At 45.9% G+C, this 24,644-nt stretch carries 24 protein-coding genes; 9 read left to right on the top strand and 15 right to left on the bottom strand.

Annotated features, from left to right (window positions below):
- Window positions 1–701 precede the first annotated feature (701 nt).
- The 4 genes from J4N40_RS21500 to J4N40_RS21485 all read right to left on the bottom strand — a co-directional run bounded on the left by J4N40_RS21500 (window position 702) and on the right by J4N40_RS21485 (window position 3,136).
- Window positions 702–884, bottom strand: a complete 183-nt coding sequence (locus J4N40_RS21500) for a hypothetical protein (RefSeq protein WP_021035913.1) — start codon at window positions 882–884, stop codon at window positions 702–704.
- Window positions 885–1,048: 164 nt separating this feature from the next.
- Complete coding sequence (locus J4N40_RS21495) at window positions 1,049–1,735, bottom strand: helix-turn-helix transcriptional regulator (protein ID WP_005497912.1); 687 nt, start codon at window positions 1,733–1,735, stop codon at window positions 1,049–1,051.
- A gap of 47 nt (window positions 1,736–1,782) precedes the next feature.
- Window positions 1,783–2,097: a hypothetical protein gene (locus J4N40_RS21490; protein ID WP_054574511.1), complete on the bottom strand. Its 315-nt coding sequence runs from the start codon at window positions 2,095–2,097 to the stop codon at window positions 1,783–1,785.
- Window positions 2,098–2,212: 115 nt separating this feature from the next.
- The gene (locus J4N40_RS21485; RefSeq protein ID WP_213907734.1) at window positions 2,213–3,136 is read right to left on the bottom strand and encodes a LysR family transcriptional regulator; all 924 of its coding nucleotides are present in this window, start codon (window positions 3,134–3,136) and stop codon (window positions 2,213–2,215) included.
- A 138-nt stretch (window positions 3,137–3,274) separates the two neighbouring features.
- Here J4N40_RS21485 and yjjG point away from each other — a divergent pair, with 138 nt between their 5' ends.
- Window positions 3,275–3,949, top strand: a complete 675-nt coding sequence (gene yjjG / locus J4N40_RS21480; RefSeq protein ID WP_005374109.1) for a pyrimidine 5'-nucleotidase — start codon at window positions 3,275–3,277, stop codon at window positions 3,947–3,949.
- 51 nt (window positions 3,950–4,000) lie between these two features.
- Window positions 4,001–4,540 (top strand): NUDIX domain-containing protein, encoded by a 540-nt coding sequence (locus J4N40_RS21475; RefSeq protein WP_020834877.1) that lies wholly within the window; start codon window positions 4,001–4,003, stop codon window positions 4,538–4,540.
- Between the two features lie 79 nt (window positions 4,541–4,619).
- On the opposite strand, the gene J4N40_RS21470 is transcribed toward J4N40_RS21475, so the two are convergent.
- From J4N40_RS21470 to J4N40_RS21455, 4 genes are all read right to left on the bottom strand, one after another.
- Window positions 4,620–5,054, bottom strand: a complete 435-nt coding sequence (locus J4N40_RS21470; protein ID WP_024701557.1) for a DUF2541 family protein — start codon at window positions 5,052–5,054, stop codon at window positions 4,620–4,622.
- Between the two features lie 20 nt (window positions 5,055–5,074).
- On the bottom strand, window positions 5,075–5,626 hold the full coding sequence (locus tag J4N40_RS21465) for a YtfJ family protein (protein ID WP_250654502.1): 552 nt from the start codon (window positions 5,624–5,626) through the stop codon (window positions 5,075–5,077).
- 79 nt (window positions 5,627–5,705) lie between these two features.
- Entirely contained in the window at window positions 5,706–6,425 is a 720-nt protein-coding gene (locus J4N40_RS21460; RefSeq protein ID WP_020841751.1) for a carbonic anhydrase, read from the bottom strand.
- Between the two features lie 78 nt (window positions 6,426–6,503).
- On the bottom strand, window positions 6,504–7,847 hold the full coding sequence (locus tag J4N40_RS21455) for an OmpP1/FadL family transporter (RefSeq protein WP_250654501.1): 1,344 nt from the start codon (window positions 7,845–7,847) through the stop codon (window positions 6,504–6,506).
- 716 nt (window positions 7,848–8,563) lie between these two features.
- Between J4N40_RS21455 and J4N40_RS21450 the strand changes: the two genes are divergently transcribed.
- Genes J4N40_RS21450 through J4N40_RS21440 form a run of 3 tightly spaced genes read left to right on the top strand, consistent with a single transcriptional unit; the run spans window position 8,564 to window position 13,096 of the window.
- Window positions 8,564–9,739: an efflux RND transporter periplasmic adaptor subunit gene (locus J4N40_RS21450; protein ID WP_213898720.1), complete on the top strand. Its 1,176-nt coding sequence runs from the start codon at window positions 8,564–8,566 to the stop codon at window positions 9,737–9,739.
- Window position 9,740: 1 nt separating this feature from the next.
- Window positions 9,741–11,705, top strand: coding sequence for a MacB family efflux pump subunit (locus J4N40_RS21445; RefSeq protein ID WP_250654500.1), 1,965 nt, complete (start codon window positions 9,741–9,743; stop codon window positions 11,703–11,705).
- A gap of 14 nt (window positions 11,706–11,719) precedes the next feature.
- Entirely contained in the window at window positions 11,720–13,096 is a 1,377-nt protein-coding gene (locus J4N40_RS21440; RefSeq protein ID WP_250654499.1) for an efflux transporter outer membrane subunit, read from the top strand.
- A 96-nt stretch (window positions 13,097–13,192) separates the two neighbouring features.
- Here J4N40_RS21440 and J4N40_RS21435 read toward each other — a convergent pair whose 3' ends face one another.
- Entirely contained in the window at window positions 13,193–13,735 is a 543-nt protein-coding gene (locus J4N40_RS21435) for a carboxymuconolactone decarboxylase family protein (RefSeq protein ID WP_250654498.1), read from the bottom strand.
- A 111-nt stretch (window positions 13,736–13,846) separates the two neighbouring features.
- On the opposite strand from J4N40_RS21435, the gene J4N40_RS21430 reads away from it, so the two are divergent.
- Window positions 13,847–14,446, top strand: coding sequence for a TetR/AcrR family transcriptional regulator (locus tag J4N40_RS21430; RefSeq protein ID WP_005374096.1), 600 nt, complete (start codon window positions 13,847–13,849; stop codon window positions 14,444–14,446).
- Window positions 14,447–14,601: 155 nt separating this feature from the next.
- Here J4N40_RS21430 and J4N40_RS21425 read toward each other — a convergent pair whose 3' ends face one another.
- Window positions 14,602–15,858, bottom strand: coding sequence for a type 2 secretion system lipase (locus J4N40_RS21425; RefSeq protein ID WP_017819748.1), 1,257 nt, complete (start codon window positions 15,856–15,858; stop codon window positions 14,602–14,604).
- Window positions 15,859–16,324: 466 nt separating this feature from the next.
- On the opposite strand from J4N40_RS21425, the gene J4N40_RS21420 reads away from it, so the two are divergent.
- The gene (locus J4N40_RS21420; protein WP_025768035.1) at window positions 16,325–18,355 is read left to right on the top strand and encodes a S8 family serine peptidase; all 2,031 of its coding nucleotides are present in this window, start codon (window positions 16,325–16,327) and stop codon (window positions 18,353–18,355) included.
- A 9-nt stretch (window positions 18,356–18,364) separates the two neighbouring features.
- Window positions 18,365–18,727 carry a hypothetical protein gene (locus J4N40_RS21415; RefSeq protein WP_017635087.1) on the top strand — a complete coding sequence of 121 codons (363 nt, stop codon included), beginning with the start codon at window positions 18,365–18,367 and terminating at the stop codon, window positions 18,725–18,727.
- A 205-nt stretch (window positions 18,728–18,932) separates the two neighbouring features.
- On the opposite strand, the gene ulaA is transcribed toward J4N40_RS21415, so the two are convergent.
- Genes ulaA through J4N40_RS21400 form a run of 3 tightly spaced genes read right to left on the bottom strand, consistent with a single transcriptional unit; the run spans window position 18,933 to window position 20,988 of the window.
- A complete protein-coding gene (gene ulaA, locus J4N40_RS21410) occupies window positions 18,933–20,189 on the bottom strand; it encodes a PTS ascorbate transporter subunit IIC (protein ID WP_005384349.1) in 1,257 nt (418 codons plus the stop codon).
- A 9-nt stretch (window positions 20,190–20,198) separates the two neighbouring features.
- Window positions 20,199–20,486 (bottom strand): PTS sugar transporter subunit IIB, encoded by a 288-nt coding sequence (locus J4N40_RS21405; RefSeq protein WP_005374080.1) that lies wholly within the window; start codon window positions 20,484–20,486, stop codon window positions 20,199–20,201.
- A gap of 58 nt (window positions 20,487–20,544) precedes the next feature.
- Window positions 20,545–20,988 (bottom strand): PTS sugar transporter subunit IIA, encoded by a 444-nt coding sequence (locus J4N40_RS21400; RefSeq protein WP_085569212.1) that lies wholly within the window; start codon window positions 20,986–20,988, stop codon window positions 20,545–20,547.
- A 248-nt stretch (window positions 20,989–21,236) separates the two neighbouring features.
- Between J4N40_RS21400 and J4N40_RS21395 the strand changes: the two genes are divergently transcribed.
- On the top strand, window positions 21,237–22,265 hold the full coding sequence (locus J4N40_RS21395; protein ID WP_025768033.1) for a LacI family DNA-binding transcriptional regulator: 1,029 nt from the start codon (window positions 21,237–21,239) through the stop codon (window positions 22,263–22,265).
- Window positions 22,266–22,350: 85 nt separating this feature from the next.
- Here J4N40_RS21395 and phnX read toward each other — a convergent pair whose 3' ends face one another.
- On the bottom strand, window positions 22,351–23,166 hold the full coding sequence (gene phnX, locus J4N40_RS21390) for a phosphonoacetaldehyde hydrolase (RefSeq protein WP_025768032.1): 816 nt from the start codon (window positions 23,164–23,166) through the stop codon (window positions 22,351–22,353).
- Window positions 23,167–23,255: 89 nt separating this feature from the next.
- Window positions 23,256–24,635, bottom strand: coding sequence for an aspartate aminotransferase family protein (locus J4N40_RS21385; RefSeq protein ID WP_025768031.1), 1,380 nt, complete (start codon window positions 24,633–24,635; stop codon window positions 23,256–23,258).
- Window positions 24,636–24,644 lie beyond the last annotated feature (9 nt).

The following is a 24,644-nucleotide window of genomic DNA, read 5'->3' as shown; positions in this document are numbered from 1 at the left end:
TTTTTACATTTAAAGTGTGATATTAAACTTGGTTGGATAAGTGAAGGTCATACATGATTTGCTAGTGATAAAAAACCTGCGATAAAAAATACAAGTGCTAACATTGTAGAGTTTATGATAATTACCCATATTATTATGAAGGATAATAGGCGGTACCACCTAGGCACCTCTTGGGATACATCGGGTAACTTTCGTTTTTTACCTGAGTTAGGTTGAACGATTAAACGAACAAACATCAATGTTCGGAAAAATGCGTAAGGCCAACCTGTAAATAGAGCTAGTTCGAAAGTGTTAAAATAAGGTTCTTTAAAGTAGCTATTGACAATGTCTTTTGGCATTAAAAGGTGCATGATACCTATAAAGAATGTTTGAAAAAAAATAACTAATACACCAGAGAACATTAAGTATCCAATAATGTTCCAGATCAATTGCATATTGCACCTATCCTTATAATAAACCGATGCTTTTTCAAAGGTTTTATCCTAATTTTTATCATGAAGAAATAAAGAGACTAACAGATAACCTATATCTTAGCTATGAATGTAAGGCCGTTTTGAAGGAGTGTCGAGAACGAAAATAAGAACTATTTTATTGATTTTTATGTAAATATAGTTGGTCGTGTATAAAATTGATAACGTGAAATGGCGAGATGTAAGCCTTGCACAACTAACAAAGGTTGGTTAAACAAGGCTAATAATCGGTTATGGATGAATAACGATTTGTTGCTCCTCTGTCATCACAAGTGTCGCTTTGCTTTGTTCGATAAGTTGGGCAGCATAAGAAGGGGTAACGGCCTGCATATCACCTTTAGATCGAAGAGTTAAAGACTCCCACGCTTGATCTCGATATTTCCCTGCTTGGGTGTATTGAATCAGTACTTTCATAGCTTCACGCTCCGGTGTGGTTGACGTGCTACTTAAGTTAACGATCTTAGGTTGGTTGCGCATCTGTTAAAAATGAAACATTAGTTTAACCAAATGTGCCTTTCCAAATATCGCGCATTGAGCAGAGCAATTTAGAATCCTTGTGATGGAAGGATGAAGAACACTCAATCTTTCGATTCATACTGCGCAATATAATGTTTGAGAGATTTGGTTTCCGCACTCTGAAACTCTTCATCGTGCATACGCAGTGCTTGGATACGGTCGAGGCGGAACTGGCGGTAGTCATCGCGCAATTCGCACCAGGCGACCAGCGTCCAGACTTTGCCCCAAAAGAACTGGCCTAACGGTTGGATTTTTCTCTCGGTCACCTGTCCGCTTTCATCTTGGTAATCCAAACTGACTTTAAACTGATGATCAATCGCGTGGCGCAGAAGCTGCCCTCGTTTGGCAGTCTCGGATTGGGTGTGATAATCGGGCACAATCAGCGGACAATCTTCCACTTGTTGTTTGAGCTTATCGGGCAATACCGAAAGTATTTTGGTGGACGCAGAGTGAGACGCTTCGGCGAGTTCGGCATCCGACCAAGCTCGAACCATCCGCATACCCAGTTCAAGCGCCATCATCTCTTTTTCTGAGAACATCAAAGGCGGGAGATGAGAGCCAGCTTGCAACAAGTAGCCGACACCTGCTTCACCTTGAATAGGAACACCAGAACTAAGCAACGACTGAATATCGCGATAAATCGTACGTTCGCTAACTTCCATTCTTTCTGCGAGCTCTTTCGCTGTCACGGCGTAACGCTTTGCGCGCAAAAGCGTCAGTAGCTCAAACAGTCGTTCTGATTTGCTCATGATGTTCCTTATCTAGACCTACTGGTTGTTAGTGGTAGTGCGGCTGATTACTTCTCTAGCTCACTGCACATTTTTAAGTTGTGATGTTTAAGCTCGAAGCTTTCGCAGTCAATCATTGATAACAGAGGCTGAAATTCAGCGGCTTGCTTAAGCTGTTTTCCCGCCTGTTTTGCATCGTCCATTGAACGCCAGTAAATGATGTCTGTCCACACATCGTCCGTCGCTTCGTGACTGAGTGAGCGATACAAAAAGCCTGGCAGATTCTTCACAAACGTTTGTGACTGTCTGGCAGCGGCGATCACGTCTTGCTCTGTTGTGCCTGTGGTTAGACGAAATTGCACAGTTTCGATAACGGTTTCCATATTGTGATTCCTTATTGGTTTTGGCGGATTGCCTGTTGAGTTCCAAATAAGGTTACGCGGATGGAATGTCAGAACATGTCAGTAGTGAAATCTCACTCACTTATCATCAATATGGTTATTTTTCTGGGCTGTTGTAACGATCCCAGTAAGGTAAATCTGTGCCGAGTTTTTCGCTGATAAAATCGATAAAGGCTCTTACTTTCAACGGCATGTGCTTGCGCTCAGGGAACACCGCATAAATGGCGTGTTCTGGTAGAGAATACTCTTCCATCACCGGTTTTAGATTTCCTGCGGCAAAGTCTCTTCCTGCAATAAACGTCGGCAGTTGCGCAATGCCCGAACCTCTTAACAGCAACTGGCGAATGGCTTCGCTGTTATTGACGATAAAGTTTCCTTTTGGAAGCACCTTGTATTCGCTGCCATTGTTGATGAACAACCATTCGACGCCGCCACGGAAATAGGAGTAGCGCAGGCAGTTGTGACCGACTAAATCACTTGGTTTTTGTGGTGTTCCAAACTCCGCTAAGTAATCTGGTGAGGCACAAAGCACACTTTTACAAGGGGCGAGACGTTTTGCGATTAGATTGGAAGAGGTGAGTTCACCAATACGGATCCCCAAATCAAAACCGTCTTTAACCAAATCGACCATTTTGTCTTCGAGGTTTAAATCCACTTCAATTTTCGGGTAACGAGCGAGAAACTCGCTGATCAAAGGCGCGATATGCAGCACACCGAAAGACATCGGCACGGTAATTTTGAGCCGACCTTGTGGAGATCCTTGCAGCTCCGATACCGCGTCCACGCCTTGCTGGGCCAGATTGAGCGCTTGAGAAGCGTACTCAAAATAGCGTTCTCCTGCTTCGGTCAGGCTCAGCTTACGCGTAGTTCGATTAAGGAGACGAATGCCCAAATCGTCTTCTAGTTGGTTGATGCGTTTGCTGATCGCCGATTTCGTCAGATTCAGCTGTTTGGCCGCAAGGGAAAAGCTGCCGCATTCGACAACAGCAACAAAAACGGGCAGGGAGGCAATCGCGTTCACATCAATCTCCTATTATCGTGAAGCATTTATTGTTGAGCACAAGGATACAATTAATTTCCAATTATAGAGATTATCTTCAAGAAGAAAACAATCTAGACTATGCACCAGTATTACGACCTTGATTTTGGGAAGAAGAAAATGAAGTACGATTGGATCCTGTTTGACGCTGACGAAACCTTATTCCACTTTGATGCTTTCAAAGGTTTGCAGCTTATGTTTTCTCGCAAAGGCGTAGATTTTACTGAACAAGATTTTGCTCATTACCAAACCGTAAACAAACCGCTTTGGGTGGATTACCAAGACGGCAAAGTAACGGCAGATGAGCTAAAACATAAGCGTTTTACCGAGTGGGCTGAGAAGTTGAATACCACAACAGCAGATCTCAACAGCGCATTTTTAGAAGCAATGGCCGATATTTGCAGCTTGTTGCCAGGTGCAAAAGAGCTGATGGAAGCGCTGCAAGGCAAAGCTAAAATGGGCATTATCACCAACGGTTTTACAGAGTTGCAAGCGATCCGCCTTGAGCGCACAGGGATGACTGAGTACTTCGATAAAGTGGTGATCTCTGAACAAGTGGGCGTAGCAAAACCGGACTTAGGTATTTTTGAATACGCGATGCAGCAAATGGGCAACCCATGCAAAACGCGCGTACTGATGGTGGGTGACAACCTGCATTCCGATATTCTGGGTGGTAATAATTTTGGTATTGAAACTTGCTGGTTAAATACCACAGGCGCAAGCGTCGATGAGCGTATCGCACCAAATTACACCGTTGAGTCTTTGAGTGAACTAAAGAACATTTTGGTGGCGTAACCGAATCGGGTATTATTCCGCAGTAACCCTCAGAAAAATCAAGGAATAATCATGTCAGATATCAAACAGCTAGACAGCAAAGTCGTTTACCAGAATAAGTGGATGACGGTGCGTGAGGACAAAATTTTACGTCCGAGCGGCGCAGAGGGCATCTATGGTGTGGTCGACAAACCTGATTGTGCTGCGATTCTGGCTATCGATAACGGGATGATTCACTTGGTTCAGCAGTACCGTTACACCGTAGGTCAACGTTGTTGGGAGATCCCACAAGGGGCGTGGGAATCAAACCCAGATGCGGATCATCTTGAGCTTGCCAAAGGCGAGCTGCGTGAAGAAACGGGCATGCAGGCGAGCGCTATGGCGTATGTCGGCGCGCAGTTTATCGCATACGGCTTTTTGAATCAGACATGTCACGTCTACTTCGCCAGTGATTTAACGGACGTGGGCAATCAACTCGACAGTGAAGAAGAGGATTTGATCACTCGCGCTTTTTCTGTTGAGGAGTTCGAACAGATGATGATCGACGGCACGATCAAAGATTGTGTCACCATCGCCGCTTATGGTTTGGCGAAGCTGAAGAAATTCATTTAGTTATTCATGACGATTTTTTAATGAAAACAGCGGCCTAGTGCCGCTGTTTTTCGTTTGGGTGAGCTCGTTGAGCCATCGCTTACTCGTCGATTTTCTTACCTAAGATTTCCACTTGCGCTTTTTTGGTCACCCCCGCGACTTGCAGCGCAGTGCTGCCAACCGATTCATAGTTCAACTCGATTTTGTCTAACTTCGCGTTATCTTTTGTTGGTAGGCTTAAACTTCTTGATGACATGCCTTTAGTCAGAACCCCTAAACTGTCGAACGTCTTTTCCTGACCATCTTTCATGATTACTTTAACGCTTTTCAGATCGACCGTACCTTGCGTACATTTGATTTTTATGTGGCTGAAACGAGCGTTAGCAAATGGTGACAGTGGATTGACTGTGTCGGTTTCCGATTTAAAACTGACGGTCTTATCTGCAATCTTCTCCCAATCGTTGTCTCCTGCAACCGATTGGAAAGAGGCTACAGCCGCTAAAAGACAGAGTGCGATGGTGTTGAACAGTTTCATAGCTTTTCCTTACCTTAGGTTTAGATATTCTGTTTAATCAGTTCGGTGACGTGTGTGACTTCGTCTTGAGTTAAAGCCCCTTCTTTCACGAATAAAATTTCGCCTTGTTTATTTTGTACGATAATCGCAGAACTTTCTTGCTGCAGATCCCAAGTTGTTGCTAATACGCCATTTTTGTCTAACACCATGGAAGACCAAGAGAATGTCTTTTTGCTGTCCTCTGCCGACGATTTTACAAATGTACCGGTTCCCCAGATGGCGTCTTCTTGGTTGATCACGGTTGTGGTCTGATACTGATCTTCAGGAAAGTGAGCGGCAGTGATTGCTGACATCAGCGGCGCGTTCATCTCTTTAGCTTTACTACGACCTGCAATGGCTTGTATCACACGGACTTTGCCTAACATCTGCTGAGTTGCCCAAGGTTGATAAGCCACATCGTCTCCTTGCAGCGTCATTTCGCCATAGGTATCAATGCTGACGGATGGGGTGGTTTGACCGACAGAAAGGTTATGAGAGAAGGCGAATGTCGGGGCGAGTGCGAGTAAGAGTGACAGAACAGATGGAGTTTTCATTGGGGGTTCCTGTAACGAAGTGAGGTTAGAGCGAATCAAAATATGGGGCAAATACGATGCCCCTTATCGGATATGGCGATTAGTTAGAAAGTACAACGCGCGCATTTAGCGGTTGCAGCGGACGATTGTTTTGTCCCATGACTTCCATCAGTTTCGCGGCTTGATCTTTGGATAAGGTTTGAGTGTCTTTAAGCACAAACCAGCGCACACCTTCTGAACATGGCGGTGTGGTTAAAGAGCCGTTAAATCGATAGTAGTTTGCAGTTTTTGGCAGTAAGTCGTTAATCTCAAACGTATCTTTAAAGAAAGTGGTTTGATTCTCTTGTGGGATTGCGTTGATCAGTTTAGACAGTGCTGCGTTTTGATCGCCAGCATCAAACATCACCGAAATTACCGCCAACTCGCCATCTGCGTTGGCGTGCACAAAGTGCGCTTCAAGTGGATATTGGCGGCCTTTGATTTGGTTTTCTGAAGGTGTGTGGAAATGGAACTGTTGCAGCTCGAACGTCTCGCCATCGATGGTGAAGCTGTTACGTCCGTTCACTTGCGCTTGCAGCGTATGACCATTGTTGGTTAAACCAATGACCTGACCAGTGTACGAAAGGTTCAGTGCTTCCAGTTTTGCATCGGCTGGGTTGTCGATGTTGATTGGGCTTTGGTTTTTCGTGGTTGCGCAGTCTTTGGCGATTTCTCCCCAGTGCTCTGGCCCGTGTTTGTCATTGCCATAGCCCCATTCAGAAGCCTGAGCCGCGCTTAGAGTGAGAAGTGAGAGTGAAAAAGCAAGTAGTGTTTTGTTCATAATAATGTCTCTGTTCGGTCACCTTGATAAGCGTTGTTACAAGGCAATGACCTAGAGGTCTGATCACTGCCTGACAAATTAGAAACGGTGGCTGAGCTGGGTACCAATTAGGAACGCATTTGAATGGGTAACGCCCGTCACCATCGGTGCAGGAACACCTTCATACGCGTACTCTTCTACGTTGACATCTTCACCAATCAAGTACGTCATGCCGATGTCAACCGTGGTATCTGATGACCATTGGTAAGAGGCCCCCGCAGATAACCAGTGACGGTTCGAATCTGGGATAGAAAGCGAAGTCAGCTCATCGACAGGTGTTTTGTCGAACATGTAACCCGTGCGTAGTGTCCAACGTTCATTGGCGTACCAAGTTGCACCGATGGAGTAGTGCGCGGAGTCTTGCCACTGAAAATCTTTTAGCAACTGATCATCAGCTTTCAAGCTGTCAAATGCTGACCAACCAATCCACTGCACAGAATAGTGCAGGGCAAATTTAGGTAAGACGCGGTGATAACCGGAAAACTCCGCAATATCCGGTAGCGGCATAGCAAGCGAGTCGTACGATTCGCCAGCAAAGTGGATGTCACCCTTGGCATCAATGTTAGGGCTGTGCTTGTAGCTTAAACCTAAGCGATGACGTTCGTTAAACTCGTACATCATGCCAATGTTCGCGCCAAGCCCAATGCCGCCAGCTTCCACATCAAGTGCGTTGCCTTTTACGGATCCACAGCGTTGTTCTAGTTCGTTTCCAAGTATGTTCCCACCAACGCAAACACCCACGTCCATATCGCGGTACAGCTCACCAGAGCCGTAAATCACATCAATACCACCACCGATACTAAAACGATCGTTCACCTTGTATGCCAAGCTTGCGCCAAGGTTGACACTCGCTACGCTGGTGACACCGCCAAAAACAGGTGCGCCATAGTTTGGTTTAAACTCCATGTCGGTTCCGAAGTTGGAGTATGCCGATAAGCCTAGATACCAGTCGTCGTTGATAGGGTGAATAAAGTAAAAATTGGGTACAACGGCTGGTTGACCAACGCCATCGACGTCATCAATGTCGGTCACGGTTTGAGAGAAGGACGGGGTAATGTCAACTTGAGGGGACGGAGGAAAACCGCCCATACCAACATTGACATCCGCATTAATGTTAGCTCGATGATATTGCGCATTTTTAACGGTAACGTCAGGTTTGACGTAAGTGACACCGAACGATAAGGCATTTTGTTTAAACAGCGTCATCGCTGCGGCGTTGCGGCTGACTACAGACGAATTATCACCAATAACAGCATCACCAGCAAAAGCACGACCAAGACCCGTCGCCGAATGTTCGTTAATTTGAAAACCACCGGCATACGCCGTCGAGGAGGCTAACCCGATTAATAAATAAATCGGTGAAAGAGTTAATTGTCGCTGCATGTTTTTCTCATGAATTAATTAGAAGTTGTATTGCAACGAAAATTAGTAAAATAAACAAATCTGACCAGTGCATTTAAGAGTAAAACTAACAGTGTGCTGACAATAAGTAAATTTAACTTAATAAATATTTATTATTGAATTTATTAATGCTTCATGGCGTGAATATAGTAATTATTTTACGTGTAAATTAAATCCTGAACCTCTATTTTTATTTTTGCGGTATTACTTCTCTATTTTTATTGTACTGACTGTTCCCTAACAAATAGAGGGAAATCCCAACGTTGGTAGTTCGAATCAGCAAGAGAACTATCGTTTAAACCCACATGACACACTCCTCTCGGTCTTACCTGTGTTATGTGGGTATTTTTTATTTAACTTGCCACTTAACTCCTCTTGAAATTCAATAATTAAAAATGGCCATAATGAAATTTTAATGGATTGCATATTGAATAAGTTAAGATTTTTACTGGTTTGTTGGTATTTAAAAGTTTTGTTTATAATACTTATAACTTGAATTTCTATATTAAAAATGGTCTTTGCTATACGTATTGAATAATAAAGTTTTGAAGTGACTATAATATCTCTGATTTTTCACGTTAGTGAAGTTATTCATTCAGTTTCTTGACGTTAATTTACCTATCTTTACGTCTCGTACCCTGTACGGCTAAGACAAATAGCAGTATAAAATCAAAACGATTATTTACTTCACTCCTGCTATGAAACTCAATAAAAAATGGCTCGTTTTGTGTGGCCTACTTGCTATTGGTGCTGGTGGTTATCATTATCTGCAACGTCCAGAACCCATTTCTCCTTACGCGACAGAAGTCGTTCGCAAAGGCAATATCGAAAAGGCGGTATTAGCTAACGGCATGTTGCAAGCGTCCAAATTGGTGAATGTAGGTGCGCAAGTATCTGGGCAAATTCAACGCCTTGCTGTGAACTTAGGGGATGAGATAAAACAGGGGGACTTGATTGCACAGATTGACAGCCTGACTCAGCAAAACAGCCTCAAAGAAGCCCAAGCGTCTCTTAATAGTCTCAACGCTCAGTACCAGGCTAAGCAAGCGCAGATTAAACAAGCAAACTATGAATACGTGCGCCAAAAAGGCATGTTGGCAGCGAAAGCGAGCTCACGAGCTGATTACGAGAATGCCGAAGCGACGCTCGCCATCTACAAAGCCGAGTTAGCGCAACTGGATGCCGAAATCGAGAAAGCCAAAATCAACGTCGACAATGCGCAGTTAGATCTCGGTTACACCACCATCAACGCACCGATGGATGGCACGGTGGTCTACACCGCGGTGGAAGAAGGACAAACCGTAAACGCCAATCAAACCACGCCAACGATTATCGAGTTAGCCAAGTTAGATACGATGACAGTGAAAGCCGAAATTTCGGAAGCCGATGTGATTTTTGTTCACCCCGGCCAAACGGCGCTGTTCACCATTTTAGGCAAACCGAATCAGCAGTTTAAAGGCACATTGCGCGCCATTGAGCCGGGGCCAACAATCATGGATGGCGATGACAGCGATTTGAGCATTTCAGATAGCGACGCCATTTACTACAACGCTGTATTTGATGTGAAGAACCCGCAAGGTATTTTGCGTATTGGCATGACTGCGCAAGTTTCGATTGTCCTTGAGCAATCGGAAAATACCTTGATTGTCCCTTCACAAGTGCTGCAAAAATCTGGCGGCAAAGGCAACTATACCGTGCCAGTGCTTGAACAGGGCCAAGTGGTGCAAAGGCCCGTGACAGTGGGTATCAACAACAAAGTGAACGCAGAAATTCTCTCAGGTTTGAAGGAGGGCGACCAAGTTGTTCTTGGCAATGCTATGGATGGAGAATCATCAAGCCGAGGTGATCGTCGTCGACCTCCAATGAGGTTCTAAGATGAGTGACGTGCTTTTAAAAGTTGAGGATTTAACTCGACGTTTTGTCTCTGGCGACGAGTCGCTTACTGTGTTGAACCACATTAATTTAGAGATAAAACGCGGTGAAATGGTCGCGATCGTGGGTGCATCAGGCTCTGGTAAATCGACGCTGATGAATGTGCTCGGCTGCTTGGATAAACCGTCCAGCGGTCGATACTTCATTAATGGGCAAGATGTCTCGACGTTGGAATCCGACCAACTGGCGGAGCTGCGCCGCGAGTATTTTGGCTTTATATTCCAGCGTTACCACCTGCTGGGGGACCTAACCGCGGTGGCAAACGTGGAAGTACCGGCGGTTTACGCGGGAGTTCCTCATCGTCAAAGAACGGAGCGAGCGCAGTCGTTATTGGCACGCTTAGGGCTGGAAGATCGTTTGACCCACAAGCCCAGCCAACTGAGTGGTGGCCAGCAACAGCGCGTGAGTGTTGCTCGTGCACTGATGAACGGTGGTGAGGTGATTCTCGCCGATGAGCCCACTGGCGCATTAGACAGTCACAGTGGGCAAGAGATGATGGCACTGCTTAAAGAGTTGCATCAACTTGGGCATACGATCATCTTAGTGACTCATGATATGAACGTGGCGAACTTTGCGGATCGCATCATTGAAATCAAAGATGGTGAAATCATTGCAGATACGCCAAATGCACAAGTTGTAATCAATGAGCAAGCAGCAAAGACACCGAGCGCGTCTTTTCATCGCCCAGCGCAAGCCGCCAGTAAGTGGTGGAAGTGGGACAGTTTTATTGACGCGCTCAAAATGGCGCTGCTGGCGATGTCTAGCCACAGAATGCGCACGTTTTTGACCATGCTCGGCATCATTATTGGTATAGCTTCGGTGGTTTCCGTGGTGGCACTAGGTAATGGTTCACAACAGCAAATTTTGTCGAATATTTCATCCATGGGAACAAACACCATTGATGTCAGGCCGGGCAAAGGGTTTGGTGACCGCCGCTCCGGACGAGTGAAAACGCTAACCGCCGACGATGCTAAATCGTTGGAGAGTCTACCTTTTGTCGACAGTGTCACGCCGTCTTTATCCAACAGCTTAACCGTGCGTTACTCCAATCAGGATGCAACCGCGTCTGTGGAAGGGGTTGGGGAAGATTATTTCCGTGTGCGCGGTTATGAGATCGCCAAAGGTCAGTTTTGGGATGAAGAGAGCGTGAACTCACTCGCCCAAGAAGCAGTGATTGATGACAACACCAGAAAGGAAATGTTTGCGGATAGAAATCCGATTGGTGAAGTGATTTTTCTAGGTTCATTGCCAGTGCGTATTGTGGGTGTCACGCAGAAAAAAGAAGACGCGTTTGGCAACAGCGACGCACTGAAAATTTGGGTGCCATACACCACCATGTCGGGACGAATGATGGGACAACGCTACCTCAACGGTATTACTGTACGGATTGATGAGAACGCCCCAAGCGCAGCGGTAGAACAGAGCATCATCAACTTGTTAAAAATGCGCCACGGTACAGAAGATTTCTTCACGATTAACACTGATACTATTCGTCAGAGCATCGAGGAAACCACCGCCACCATGACGTTACTGATCTCAGCGATTGCGGTGATCTCCCTAATTGTCGGCGGAATTGGTGTAATGAACATCATGTTGGTGTCGGTGACAGAGCGCACGAAAGAGATCGGTGTGCGAATGGCTGTGGGTGCGAGGCAAGCGGATATTTTGCGTCAGTTTTTGATTGAAGCGGTACTAGTGTGTTTGTGTGGTGGCATTGCTGGTATTGGTTTGGCGTTTTTGATTGGTTTTGCATTCAGTACATCTGGCAGCAGCTTCCAAATGATTTACTCAACGAACTCGATCATCTGGGCGTTTATTTGCTCAACGTTGATTGGCATCGCTTTCGGCTTTTTACCTGCTCGCAATGCCGCCAAACTCGATCCGATAGAAGCGCTAGCGAGAGACTAAAAATGAGTAACACAATGAAATTCAAAACTCGATTGGTCGCGGCTGCCTTAAGCGCAGTGTGGTTGTCAGGTTGTGGTTCGCTTATGCGTAGCGACTATCAAGCTCCTGAGGTGCAAGTGCCTGCAAATTGGCAACAGATGCATGTTGCGGGTGATGTCAGTATGGATCCTTGGTGGTTGGCGTTTAACGACCCAACTCTTAATCAATACATTACTCAGGTGTTGGCTCAAAATAACGATTTGACGCTGGCAACGCTAACGCTAAAGAAAGCGCGTTTACAGCTGGGTTTAGCGCAAGATGACCTTTTCCCTACGTTGAGTTCTTCCACATCAGGACAAGTTCAAAAATCTCTTGATAGCGGGGAATCGGCAGATAGTTACAGCACTAACTTATCCGTCAATTACGAGTTGGATTTATGGGGAAAAATCTCGGCAGACGTTGACCAAGCCAAGTGGTCGGCGATGGCAAGTCAACAAGATCTCGAGGCGACCGCACAAAGTTTGGTCGCAACGACGGCATCGCTATATTGGCAAATCGGCTATCTGCAACAGCGCTTAAACCTCAGCCAGCGTAATGTGGTAGACGCAGCTCAAACGCTACAATTGATTGAAAAACAGTACCAACTTGGCGCTGTGGATCAGTTAGATGTGCTTGAAGCCAAACGTACGTTGGCAAGCTTACAAGCGCAGCAAAGTGAGTTTGAACAGAGTTTACTTGAGGCAAACAACGCCTTTGCGATTTTGTTCAATCAACCGCCGAAGAGCATCAGTGCAAACATCCAAATGCTGCCTGAAGGCGATATGCCATCGTTGAGTGTTGGTGCTCCGTCTGATTTATTGATCCGCAGACCCGACATTAAAGCAGCGATTTATGACGTCAAAGCCGCGCTAGCAAATAAAGACGCAGCAGATTTGGACTACTTGCCTAAGCTGACGCTCACTGGGGCTTTGGGGGGATCGTCACAAGCGCTCAAAGACCTGCTTTCCAACCCGATTGGCAGCTTAGGTGCGGATATGACGCTACCGTTTTTGCAGTGGAATGAGATGAAAAACAGCCAAGCCATTGCCGATTTAGACTATCAATCGGCTATTGTGAGCTATCGCCAAGTGTTGTACGCCGCATTCCAAGATGTCGAAAATGCCTTGTCAGCACGAGAAAAATTGAAGTATCAAGCGGCGCGTTTACAAGAGCAGTATGATGCCGCAAGTGCTGCTGAGTCCATTTATGCTGCGCGGTATCAGTATGGCTCGACATCGATCATGGACTATTTGAATGCACAAGAAGACACCAGAAACGCGCAAGCTTCTTTGTTGGAAAACCGCTACAACCAGTTTCTCACTCAGGTTACGCTTTACCAGTCTTTAGGAGGAACCGACGTTGCGCCGTTGTAATTAGGGATCAGCGCACACTAGCGAAGCGTCATGCAACAAAGCCTTTTTTGAAGGTATTACTGGTCCCATCAATGGGACCAGTAATAAAAGCTTAAGTTACTTGGCGAACTTCTTGAAAGGTGCATCAACCGGGGTGTCAGCTAGGTGATTGGTGTAGTTACTCATCACTTTTTGCGCTAGACCAAGTACAATTTCAAGCAGTTGCTGCTGTCCGTAACCCGCCGCAAAGAACTTCTCTATCTGAGACTCTTCCACTACACCACGTTGGCGCACCATTTGAAGCGTTGTTTCTCGTAGTGTTTCAAGTTTTTCGTCTGCCAATGGTGTTTGGTTGACGAGAGCATCAACAATCTCCTGATCCACTTTCATTGACGCCGCGATCGCACTATGAGCAGGAACGCAGTAGTGACAACCATGTTCAACGTTGATGGTTTGCCATACGACGGTCAATTCTTCTGCGTTAAATGATGTTTGTTGAAATAGCTCATGCACAACTTGATAACCCTCAAGCAAGGTTGGCGCTTCAGCCATAACAGCATGAAGATTTGGTAGCATGCCAAACGCTTTGACTGAATTTTCAATCAGGTGCTTTGATCCTTCGGGTGCGTTTTCTGCGGTATACAGTTTAAATTCTACCATGTTTAAATCTCCTGTAGTTGGATATGAGCGAATTAGGCAAGAACAGGATAGTTGATTTTGAGCGGTCGCTCAATATAAAATTGAGCATATGTTCAAAATTGATAATTGCTCATGGCGAATACAAAGAAATTCCAACGTGATGAAGTGGTGAAAGCCGCCTCGGATCTATTCTGGAAGAAAGGTTTTCATGCAACATCTACACGTGATTTACAAGATAGCGTTAATCTGCGTCCTGGAAGTATTTATGCGACGTTTGGGTCAAAAGAGGGGCTATATTGTGAAGCGCTAAAAATGTACGTTGCGAACTTACAAGCCCTGTTTGAGTTGCATTTAGCTCAGAACACAACGGTTCTAGATGCAATAGAAGCTTTCGCGATTGATGTGGTTATCAATCAGCGAGACTCCAATCCCAGTGAAGTGTGCATGTTAGTCAAATCAGCAAGTGAATTTGCTGAGGATTTTAATGCGCTGCGCAATCAAACAAACAGCTTAGCAAACCAATTTGAATCTTTTCTTGCAAAGCTGTTTGAGCGAGCAATCGAGAATGGCGAAATTGAAGCTCAGGATACATTGCTTCTTGCTCAGTTGTTCCAGGTTCAGTTTACGGGTATACGAGCCTACTCATACCGTAGTGATGATGTAACCTTAAAGACGTTGATCTCTATTATGGTGGACAGCTTCCGCGGTAACGTACCAAAAACAGAAAGCTGAATGAGGCTGCTCAAAGTCAACGTCTCTAAATCAACGGCTTGAACTAAGCGAGCTCAAATAAACCCGTTATCGGGGTTCGATATCGATAAAAAATGACCACGAAGCATCGTGGTCATTTTTATGCAGATTAACTTGCAATGAACAACAACGGCTTATTAAAAGCGAAACTCTTCTAAGTTATTGCTGCTTTCTAACATTTTTTCAGCCACATAACGATGCGTTGCTGTGGTTGGGTGAGTCACATCCCAGAACACGAACTTATCTGCGCCAGATGCTGCACATTCAGAACGTAATGAGTGAGTGTACATGTAGTCAACAGAGGATGAACGGTTGATGTCTAAGCAAGGGTCGCTTGCATTTACGAAACCGTGTTCTTCTGGTGCCGAGGTTAACTTCTCAAACAGTGCGTGTGTATCAAACAATGCGATGTTGTAGCCTTGGGCTTTGTAGTACATCGCTTGTGCTTTGATGAACTCGTTCATTTTCAATACTTTCGCACGAATCGTTTCAATTTCTTCCTGTGTTGAGTATTTGAACTGTGGTGCTTTGGTTGCATCAGGCAGTGTCATCAACATGAAGTTCTTAGCGCCAGCGTCTGTTAAACGAATCAGAGCTTCAGCGTAATCCGCTTTTACTTCCGGCACGCTACGGTTGTAGTTCATGAAATCATTTAAACCAAACTCTAACGTAAACAATGTGTTAGCAGGGTTGTAGTTCTTCGCCAGCTTTGTGTAGGTTAAGTAAGAAGAAACTTGTTCGCCGACACCAGTTAGCGCGATGTATTGGTTTTCACCTGCTGCGCCACCAACTGCCCAGTTGTATAGCGGTAAGTTTTTGGCTTTAGCAACGTATTCCGTCCAAACAAAACCGTTTGAGAAGTGACCCAAGAACCAGCTATTCGGGTTAGGGAAGCGCCATTGGGACGCGTTAAAGATGTTGCCTGTATCAGACAAGCTATCGCCCAAAGCCACTACTTTGTTTATTTGATCTGGTTGCATTGCAGCATCATTGCTCCAGATCGTGTGGTTATAAGAATAACGATTGTCAGCAGCAAAAAATGTAATGTCTGCGTTCTCGTTCGCTAGATCTAGTGTTTCTTCACAACGCTGACGAATTACGTTTTGTGAGGTATTGGTGTAGAACATGTTTTTAAATGAAACAGAGCTCCACCAATAGCCATCGATAGTGAAGTCACTACCATCTTGGTTTTTTGCCCATTTCCAATCGGTAGCCGCATCGTCCTTAGAGTGGCTCGTACGATACCAGCATCGAACGTACGTATAAGTTTGATTTTCTTGCGCGCTAACCACTTCAGCCGCAGAAACCATTGCTGGTGATAAAGTTGGCTCCTCTGCAATGGCGGAGGCAAGCGGAAGTAATGCAGTTAATAGTGTGATTGTTTTTTTCATCATTCACTCTTCTTGTAATGGTTATTGTTCCGAATGCGTGAATACGCTCGGCTATAACAGTATTTAGATGAGAATTTTTCTCACTAAACCTTCTAATTCTGAGTAAATGCTCAAGACAGTCAACAACTAAATATTCAATATTTCAGTTTTGGCACCACGGTCAAAAAATCCATTCAGCATAGCAATCGATTAAATGGGTGATATTTAGAATAATTACTCACTAACATTAATTTAACATTCACTTTTTGTTAATTAAGTAATTGCTTTATAAGGTTTTGTAGATAATTTTTAATGTTAACTTAAAGTGTTTATTGAATGATCTTTTGTACAAATTTGTATATTCATGAAACAAATTGTTTGGCATTTTTGCTCTGTAAACTATAGCTGAAGCTCTCATGCAAACATCATGATGATGACTTTTCATGAGAATATAGTGAATAAAAATTAGCTCAAATAAGGAATAGGGCAAATGCACTACACAACAAGTAAAAAACAAGGCTTATTTTCGTTGTCTGCCGTAGCAATAGCACTGACCACTTCGATGTCAGCGTTTGCGGCTCCACCAATGGGATTTGATGAATCTAAGTTACCGACGAAGTACATCGTCAAATTCAAAGAAGATGCAGTCAGCCGTTCTTCAATGGGGGGTAACTCATTCTGGGGGCCACGAATCGCGCAGGAGTCTGTTCTAGAACAGGTGAAGGCACGTAAGGTGGAAAAACTGGGCAATCGCGCCATTTACAGCGTTGAATTGGATGGCGATGACTTAGAGCCGCTTCGCAACCGTAGTGATGTGGAATACGTGGAAGTCGATCCACCTCGCTATTTGCTCAGCGAAACGACTCCATGGGGATATGAAGCGGTTAATGCTCAACTGTTAGCTGACTTCAATGCGGGTAATCGCACTGTATGTATTATCGATTCAGGGTACGACATTTCGCACAACGACCTAAGCGGAAACCGCGTTGCTGGTACTAACGATAGTGGTACGGGATCATGGAGTGATCCGGGTAACAACAATGCCCACGGTACTCACGTCGCGGGTACGATTGCTGCGATTGCCAACACCGAAGGTGTAAAGGGTGTGATGCCAAACCAGAATGTGAATTTGCACATCGTGAAAGTATTTAACGAATCGGGTTGGGGTTACTCATCTGGGCTTGTTAAAGCAATCCAAACCTGTGCCGATAATGGTGCTAACGTTGTGAACATGAGCCTTGGTGGTAGTCAATCAAGCCGAACTGAGCAAAATGCACTGCAAAATATTTACGATCAAGGCGTTCTATTGATCGCCGCAGCGGGTAATGATGGCAATACAGCGCACAGCTATCCAGCTTCTTATGACTCAGTGATGTCTGTTGCGGCTGTTGATAATCAAAATGATCATGCAGCGTTCTCACAATCTACTAATCAAGTTGAGATCTCAGGCCCGGGTGTGGCGATCTTATCAACGGTTACGGTAGGTGAAGGTAAACTTTCTGATATTACCTTGAATGGTGTCAGTCAGTTTGATCGTGGGATTGTTCCTCACAATCGTTTGATCAATAACGGTTCTTCGTATGTTCCGGATCCAATCGCGGGTTCAGTAACGGCAACGCTAGATAGCTGTGATGTATCTGGCGGTAACTTTAACTGTGGTGATATGTCGGGCAAAATTTGTTTGACTGAGCGTATTGGCAACCAGTCTTCAGGAAACTACCCTGAAGTGGATGCGGTTCAGGCTTGTTACAATGCGGGTGCGCGAGCTGCAATCGTATACAGCAACTCTGAACTACCTGGTTTACAAAACCCATTCTTGGTAGACACAAACAACGCTTATCGTATGGTTTCGGTAACGGTTGATCGTGCATTTGGTCAAGAGCTGTTGGGGTATGTTGGTCAGGAAATTACTGTTGCAACAACCTCTGGTGAAGATTACGAATACTACAATGGTACATCAATGGCGACACCGCACGTAACGGGCGTAGCTGGCTTGGTGTGGAGTTACCACCCAACCTGTACAGCAGCGCAAGTGCGTAATGCCCTAGTGAAAACTGCAACAGATATTGATGTTGCTGGTCGAGACAACCGTACTGGCCACGGCCTAGTTAATGCTGAAGCGGCGAAGCTGTTCTTGGACGCTGGCTGTAATGGACCTGATGGTGGTAGCTCTTCGGATTCTAGCTTCTCAAATACCAGCCCTGTTGCGATTCCAGATAATAAATCTTCTGGCGCAATCAGTGCAGTAGAAGTCGATCGCTCTGGTGATTCAGGCACAGTAAGTATTGACGTTGATATTAGCCACACTTACATCGGTGATTTACGAGTGACTTTAACGTCACCGACTGGTGGAGAAGTTGTACTTCACAATAATACTGGCGGCAGCGCTAACGATATAAAAAACACGTTCCAAGCGGATTTTTCTGGTTTTGAATCGCAAGGTACATGGGAACTAAAAGCGGTAGACAGTGCCAGAAGAGACACAGGCACCATCAACAGTTGGACTCTGACCTTTCAATAAGGAGTGACTATGAAGAAGTTGACCTTACTTTCTTTGTCTGCGGTAGGCGCTACCGCACTATTGGCAATCGGACTGAGCTCAAGCAGCTTGGCAAACAATCAAGGATTTCCTCTCGTGGATGAACGCCAAGATCAAGCCGAGCAGCAACCTGAACGTTACTTTATTAAGTATCATGAAGGAAAAGAGAGCGAAGTGAGAGCGCTTCTTCGTCAGCACAACATTGAAGTAGTCGACGCTCTGGTGAAACAACATGTGTTGATTGTGGTGGGTGAACAGGCGGAAGTCGATAAGCTCGCCGCTCACGATGCGGTCGAATACACCGAGCAAGAGCCGACAAGGAAGCTGCTATCTAACGGAACTACGCTTCAATAAGCCAAACCTCCTTAAGATAGTGCCAAAAAGAAAAACGCCCCTCACGTAAGGGGCGTTTGTTTTCTTTCTATGATTGCTTTTTATGACTGGTTTCTTCTAAAGCCAGTCGTTTGCTATGACTAGAGATTCTTGAAGATTGATGCCGATGAGCCTATTCCCGCATTAATCACGCCAGTTCTCAGCTCGTCATATTCAGACTAACTACTTAGCGAACAATCAGACCCAGTAGGATACCTACAGCGCCGAAGTCTGCGTCACTAAAGGTTGTGTTAGCAAAGCCTAGGTCACCAAGCACTGGCATTAGGAATACTGGTAGGAAGGTAATCAGTAGACCTTGTGCAAAAGCACCCAAGATTGCACCGCGACGACCACCTGTAGCGTTACCAAATACACCTGCCGCTGCACCTACAAAGAAGTGTGGAACGACACCAGGGATAATCACAGTAAGCCCCATCACGTAAAGTAGGAACATACCCAAAAGACCCGCCGCAAAGCTCGATAGGAAGCCAACTAATACTGCGTTTGGTGCGTATGGGAATACAACCGGACAATCAAGCGCAGGTTTTGCGTTTGGTACTAGTTTGTCTGAGATGCCTTTAAACGCTGGAACGATTTCTGCGATAACCATACGTACACCTTGAAGGATAACGTACACACCACCGGCGAATGTGATGGATTGCATCAGTGCGAACATGAACCAGTGTTTACCACCGCTAACTTCGCGTACAAAGTCACCGCCAGCGAAGATACACGTCACCATAAAGATGATGCCCATGGTGAATGAGATTGCCACTGGCGTATCACGTAGGAACAACAAGCTCTTAGGTACGTTCATCTCTTCAGTAGAGTGTTCTTTATTACCGAACTTGCTGCCAATAAAGCCCGCTAGTACGTAAGAAAGGGTAGAGAAGTGACCAATCGCAACGTCGTCAGAACCTGTTACTTGCTTCATGTACTTGTGAGCAATCGCAGGGAAGAACACCATCACAGAGCCCACAACTAGAGAGCCAAGCGCGATCAGTGGAACACCTTTCATGCCGCTAGAAGCAAGGATCGCCGCTACCATCATTGACATAAATAACGTGTGGTGACCCGTTAGGAAGATGAATTTCCATGGCGTGAAGCGAGCGATCAAGATGTTCACTAACATACCGAAGAACATGATCATCGCCATCTCTTTACCAAACGCTTCTTGCGCGATAGAGACGATAGCTTCGTTGTTTGGAACCACGCCAGTGATGCCGAACGCGTGTTGGAAAATCGTCGCAAAGTCACCCAGAGAAGTTACAACCAGACCCGCACCCGCACCAAGCACGATGAAACCAAGAATGGTTTTTACCGTGCCTTTAATGCACTCGGTGACCGGTTTTTTCTGGGCAATTAAGCCGATTAGGGCGATAAGACCTACCAGAACCGCCGGCTCTGATAGGACATCGTTCATTAAGAAACTGAAAAATTCCATAACGCCACCTTATAGAGCGCCAAGCTCTTGAAGTGCCACAGATAGACGCTCTTTCATTGCCACTTTGTCGACCATGTTATCAAGCGCAACGATGCGTGGTTCAACGCCCAGTGCGTTCAACTGCTCAACGATGTCGTTAGTACCGATGAAGATGTCACAATCCGTACCTTTTGCAGAACCTAGATCGATATGATCCACTTCTGCGTTTACATTCAATTCTTTCACGATGCCTTTGATGCTCATTTCCATCATTAGGCTAGTACCAAGACCGTGACCGCAAACAACCATAATTTTCATAATTCAGACCTTTTCTTTTTATAGGGGTGTATGCCCATTTTGAAGGGCACATCAGGAGTTAGTATTTTTCGATGATCGTGAGAACATCTTGTGTGTTTTGAGCGGAGCAGATGGCTTCTACATGCTCTTCATTCATAAACAACTCAGCCAGTTTAGAAATCGCATCCACGTGCGAGTTACTGTCTGTCGCGGCTAGCGTAACCAGCATTTTCACTGGGTCGTTACCTTCAGAATCGAAGTTCACGCCGTTTTGAATCACCGTGATAGCAAGAGACAAACGGTTAACGCCATCTTCAGGGCGAGCGTGTGGCATTGCCATACCAGGACCTACCACGTAGTAAGGACCGAGCTCTTCGTGTGAGCGGTAAATAGCGTCCACGTAGCTTGGCTCAATCGCGCCATTTTCAATCAGTGCTTCACAGGATTTGCTCACCGCATCTTTCCAGTCAGTAGCATCAGAATGGATGCGAATCACATCAGAGGTAATCAGTTCACGTAGCATTGGATCTTTCCGGTTTGTTGTTTTGTTGATGGGTACTTTATCGATCAATTTGTCAGAAAAACCTGAGAATGATCACAAATGATAGCGCTATCTGATAGCGCTATCATAAATTGTGATAGCGCTACCATTTTTATCAGTCATCCGAGTTTCATATGCTTGTGATCGACTTCTAATGCGCTAATATCAAAACCACTAAAACGCTGTGGTAAGATGTCGCGGCAGAAAATAGAGAACACTAAATAAGAACAATGAGCGAACCTCGCAAACGAAGAAGTACTGGCAATGTCACCTTGGCGGACGTCGCTAAAAAAGCCGGCGTAGGCACCATGACGGTGTCGAGAGCATTACGAACGCCCGAGCTAGTATCTGACAAGCTGAGAGAAAAGATTCAACAAGTGGTTGATGAGCTCGGCTATATCCCGAATAAAGCGGCAGGGGCTTTGGCGTCTGCTGAAAGTTACTCCATCGCTCTTATCATTCCTTCCCTGTTTGAAAAAGCGTGCGCGCTTTTCTTACCGAGCTTTCAACAAGCGTTGAACAAAGCGGGTTATCAGTTGCTGCTTGGTTACAGTGACTACTCGGTAGAGCAAGAAGAGAAACTGCTTTCGACATTTCTTGAGAGCCGTCCAGCCGGAGTGGTGCTGTTTGGTAATGAACACAGCCAACGTACTAATCAGCTTTTGGAAGCCTCGAACACACCAGTATTGGAAATTGCTGAGCTAAGTTCGAAAGCCAGTTATCTCAATATCGGTGTTGACCATTTTGAGGTGGGTAAAGCCTGTACCAAGCATGTGATTGAGCAAGGCTTCAAGAACGTGGGCTTCATTGGGGCACGTGGGGATCACTCCACTTTGCAACGTAAGCTACACGGCTGGCAAAGCGCGATGATTGAGAACTACCTTGCACCGGACCATTTTTTAACCACGCACGAAGCACCATCGTCACAATTAGGTGCGGAAGGGTTGGCAAAGTTATTGCTGCGCGATTCAAGTTTGAATGCTCTGGTATGTAGCCATGAAGAGATTGCGATTGGCGCGTTGTTTGAGTGTCACCGCCGAGTGCTGAAAGTCCCGACCGACATTGCGATTATCTGTTTGGAAGGCTCTTCCATGGGTGAGCACGCCTACCCAAGTTTGACCTGTGCGGAATTCGATTACGAACGTATGGGGACGAAAGCCGCAGACAAGTTACTGCAAGCCATTAAAGGTGAGCCTGTAGAGCACGTAACGGACATGGGCTTTAAGCTAAAACGCCGAGCAAGTACTGCGATCAACTAATTTGACTTGGTTAGATACTAAAACGCGATACAAAAAACCTCTCGATGCTGAGAGGTTTTTTATGCGTGAGAATAGTGATTGTCGACTAAGGACGCTCACCTGCCGCTAGGCGACGTTCGATATCTGCAACCACTTCAGGGAAGTCAGCAATGGTGTCGATAAGGTAGTGCGGCGAGCTCTTGAGCAATTTTGCACGCGCTTTTTCACGAGCAGCATTAAGCGTTGCTTCGTCCGCAGCTTGGTATTCTTCAAACGTTAGACCTGCTTCGTTACCAGAAAGCAGCAAACCAACGGTCCACATACCGGCGTTGTGACCTTCATCGATGCCCGGTGCGGCGTCATCCACTTTGATACACGCATTAACGTCCGTTACATTCAGCTCAATCACGTTTTTCAGTGCCATAAATGGTGCTGGGCGACCACCTTGCGGCAGGTCATCCGTTGCTACTACGTAATCCGGTTTGTAGCCGTAATCCGCAGCCACAGGAATCAGCACATCCATCACTTCGCGAGGGTAACCAGAACAAGAACCGATCTTGATGCCTTTGTCTTTCAGACCGTTCACAACTTCAATCGCATTAAGGATTGGCTCTGCGTGGTCAGCCACTTTTGCTTTTTGCAGAGGCATGAATGCTGCGTAGATAGCGTCGATGTCTTCGCTGGTCATTGAGCGACCAAACTTCTCATTCCAACGCTTATCAACTGCAGGGATGCGACCCACAGCTTGGATGTGATCCCACTTACCAAGCCCCATTGGTTCCCGCGCTTCTTCAAGATCGATATCAAAATCAAAGCCTTGTTTGAACGCTTCCACAAAGATGCTGGTTGGCGCAAAAGAGCCGAAATCGACGATAGTGCCAGCCCAGTCAAAGATCACTGCTTGAATTGGTGAGTTGCTCATGTTCAATCCTTTTTCTTGCTTGCCAGAGCGCTGCCTACACGTTGGAACCGCGCTCTGGATAAATTGGTTTTTGTTGAGGTCTATCGACCCTAAATGTAGTTAAAGTCTTTACACACTTTGGCGATGGCTTCTTCGAAGATCGCCAACGCTTCTGTCAGTTGTTCGCGAGTGATGATCAGCGGTGGGCTGAGTTGAATCACATTGCCTTGCGATACCTTGAAGCTCACGCCGTTATTGAGGCATTGGTACAGCACGGCTTCTGCTTCGTCATAGGCGCGCGCTTTGCTCTCTTGGTCAGTGACCAACTCAATACCCCACAACATGCCGATGCCACGCACATCGCCAATCACTGGGTACTTGGCTTTCATCTCTAGCAGCTTTTCACGCATGAACTGGCTGTCGGCTTTGGCTTTATCTAGCAAGCCGTCTTGCTCAATGGCTTCCATGGTTGCCAATGCTGCAGCACAACCGATAGGGCTTTTCTCATGAGTGTAATGACCCATGGAGATTTGCTCAGCAGTGTTGTATTTGTCTTTGGTCACCATGGCTGCGATAGGCACTAAGCCTCCGCCCAAACCTTTACCGATGCAGAGCATATCTGGCTCGATGTCATAGGCTTGGTAGGTAAACCATTCACCGCTGCGACCCATGCCGTTAGGGATGTCGTCGATGATCAACATGACATTGTGTTTGTCACAGATTTCACGGATGCGTTTCCAGTAGGCTTTGCTCGGCACTTGTACATCCGTGTTGCGAACCGCTTCTGCGATAAACGCGCCCACGCCACCTTCTTTCTCAATCACGTACTCAAGGTAGTCGGCGTAATGTACGTCGCTGCCGTCCGCGACTGGAAAAGCGCCTCGGTAAGACACTGCTGGTGGAATGCGTTCAACACCTGCCATTAATGGTCCCATTCCTTGACGAAAACACGCTTCGCCGCCCACTGAGATGGCATCCAATGATGCGCCGTGGAAGGAATCCCACAGAGACACCACCTTGTAGTTGCCCGTGATATGGCGCGCTAGTTTAAGTGCCATGCCCACTGCAGATGTGCCACCCGGCGCAAACAGCACGCGATTCAATTCGCCGCCACATATTTGGGTAAGTTTTTCGGCACACTCAATCGCGGTCTCGTTGGTAAAACGACGTGGTGAAAACGGCAGTTTGGCAATTTGCTCTTGCACACGTTTAATCACATGCGGATGACCGTAGCCCAACTGATGGACGTTATTGCCATGGAAGTCCATGTACTTTTTGCCGGTGGCGTTTTGGATGTAGATGCCTTCTGCTGCTTCCAAGGTATCTAAGCAAGGCGTTGACATGGCTTGATGAAGAAAGACCTCCGAATCACGCTTCAACAAAGCTTGCGTGCGTTCGTCGTCCATCGATGCATTCCAAGCTTGGCGCGCTGGTGTCGTGTTGACATCACCTTCGCTGCGGAAATGGGTCGGTTTGATATTCTGAGTCATAACGCTCTC

This window comes from Vibrio sp. SCSIO 43097 (assembly GCF_023650755.1).
Classification (GTDB): Bacteria; Pseudomonadota; Gammaproteobacteria; order Enterobacterales; family Vibrionaceae; genus Vibrio; species Vibrio alginolyticus.
This window is presented reverse-complemented; position numbering and strand designations above follow the sequence as displayed.

Excerpts from the sequence above, each read along its gene's own strand:
- J4N40_RS21395 (WP_025768033.1), top strand. The coding sequence starts at position 21,237 with ATGAGCGAACCTCGCAAACGAAGAAGTACTGGCAATGTCACCTTGGCG.
- phnX (WP_025768032.1), bottom strand. The coding sequence starts at position 23,166 with ATGAGCAACTCACCAATTCAAGCAGTGATCTTTGACTGGGCTGGCACT.
- J4N40_RS21415 (WP_017635087.1), top strand. The coding sequence starts at position 18,365 with ATGAAGAAGTTGACCTTACTTTCTTTGTCTGCGGTAGGCGCTACCGCA.
- J4N40_RS21470 (WP_024701557.1), bottom strand. The coding sequence starts at position 5,054 with ATGAAACTGTTCAACACCATCGCACTCTGTCTTTTAGCGGCTGTAGCC.
- J4N40_RS21455 (WP_250654501.1), bottom strand. The coding sequence starts at position 7,847 with ATGCAGCGACAATTAACTCTTTCACCGATTTATTTATTAATCGGGTTA.
- J4N40_RS21475 (WP_020834877.1), top strand. The coding sequence starts at position 4,001 with ATGTCAGATATCAAACAGCTAGACAGCAAAGTCGTTTACCAGAATAAG.
- J4N40_RS21385 (WP_025768031.1), bottom strand. The coding sequence starts at position 24,635 with ATGACTCAGAATATCAAACCGACCCATTTCCGCAGCGAAGGTGATGTC.
- J4N40_RS21500 (WP_021035913.1), bottom strand. The coding sequence starts at position 884 with ATGAAAGTACTGATTCAATACACCCAAGCAGGGAAATATCGAGATCAA.
- J4N40_RS21495 (WP_005497912.1), bottom strand. The coding sequence starts at position 1,735 with ATGAGCAAATCAGAACGACTGTTTGAGCTACTGACGCTTTTGCGCGCA.
- J4N40_RS21465 (WP_250654502.1), bottom strand. The coding sequence starts at position 5,626 with ATGAAAACTCCATCTGTTCTGTCACTCTTACTCGCACTCGCCCCGACA.
- J4N40_RS21450 (WP_213898720.1), top strand. The coding sequence starts at position 8,564 with ATGAAACTCAATAAAAAATGGCTCGTTTTGTGTGGCCTACTTGCTATT.
- yjjG (WP_005374109.1), top strand. The coding sequence starts at position 3,275 with ATGAAGTACGATTGGATCCTGTTTGACGCTGACGAAACCTTATTCCAC.
- J4N40_RS21420 (WP_025768035.1), top strand. The coding sequence starts at position 16,325 with ATGCACTACACAACAAGTAAAAAACAAGGCTTATTTTCGTTGTCTGCC.
- J4N40_RS21400 (WP_085569212.1), bottom strand. The coding sequence starts at position 20,988 with ATGCTACGTGAACTGATTACCTCTGATGTGATTCGCATCCATTCTGAT.
- J4N40_RS21405 (WP_005374080.1), bottom strand. The coding sequence starts at position 20,486 with ATGAAAATTATGGTTGTTTGCGGTCACGGTCTTGGTACTAGCCTAATG.
- ulaA (WP_005384349.1), bottom strand. The coding sequence starts at position 20,189 with ATGGAATTTTTCAGTTTCTTAATGAACGATGTCCTATCAGAGCCGGCG.
- J4N40_RS21435 (WP_250654498.1), bottom strand. The coding sequence starts at position 13,735 with ATGGTAGAATTTAAACTGTATACCGCAGAAAACGCACCCGAAGGATCA.
- J4N40_RS21460 (WP_020841751.1), bottom strand. The coding sequence starts at position 6,425 with ATGAACAAAACACTACTTGCTTTTTCACTCTCACTTCTCACTCTAAGC.
- J4N40_RS21445 (WP_250654500.1), top strand. The coding sequence starts at position 9,741 with ATGAGTGACGTGCTTTTAAAAGTTGAGGATTTAACTCGACGTTTTGTC.
- J4N40_RS21440 (WP_250654499.1), top strand. The coding sequence starts at position 11,720 with ATGAAATTCAAAACTCGATTGGTCGCGGCTGCCTTAAGCGCAGTGTGG.
- J4N40_RS21430 (WP_005374096.1), top strand. The coding sequence starts at position 13,847 with ATGGCGAATACAAAGAAATTCCAACGTGATGAAGTGGTGAAAGCCGCC.
- J4N40_RS21425 (WP_017819748.1), bottom strand. The coding sequence starts at position 15,858 with ATGATGAAAAAAACAATCACACTATTAACTGCATTACTTCCGCTTGCC.
- J4N40_RS21490 (WP_054574511.1), bottom strand. The coding sequence starts at position 2,097 with ATGGAAACCGTTATCGAAACTGTGCAATTTCGTCTAACCACAGGCACA.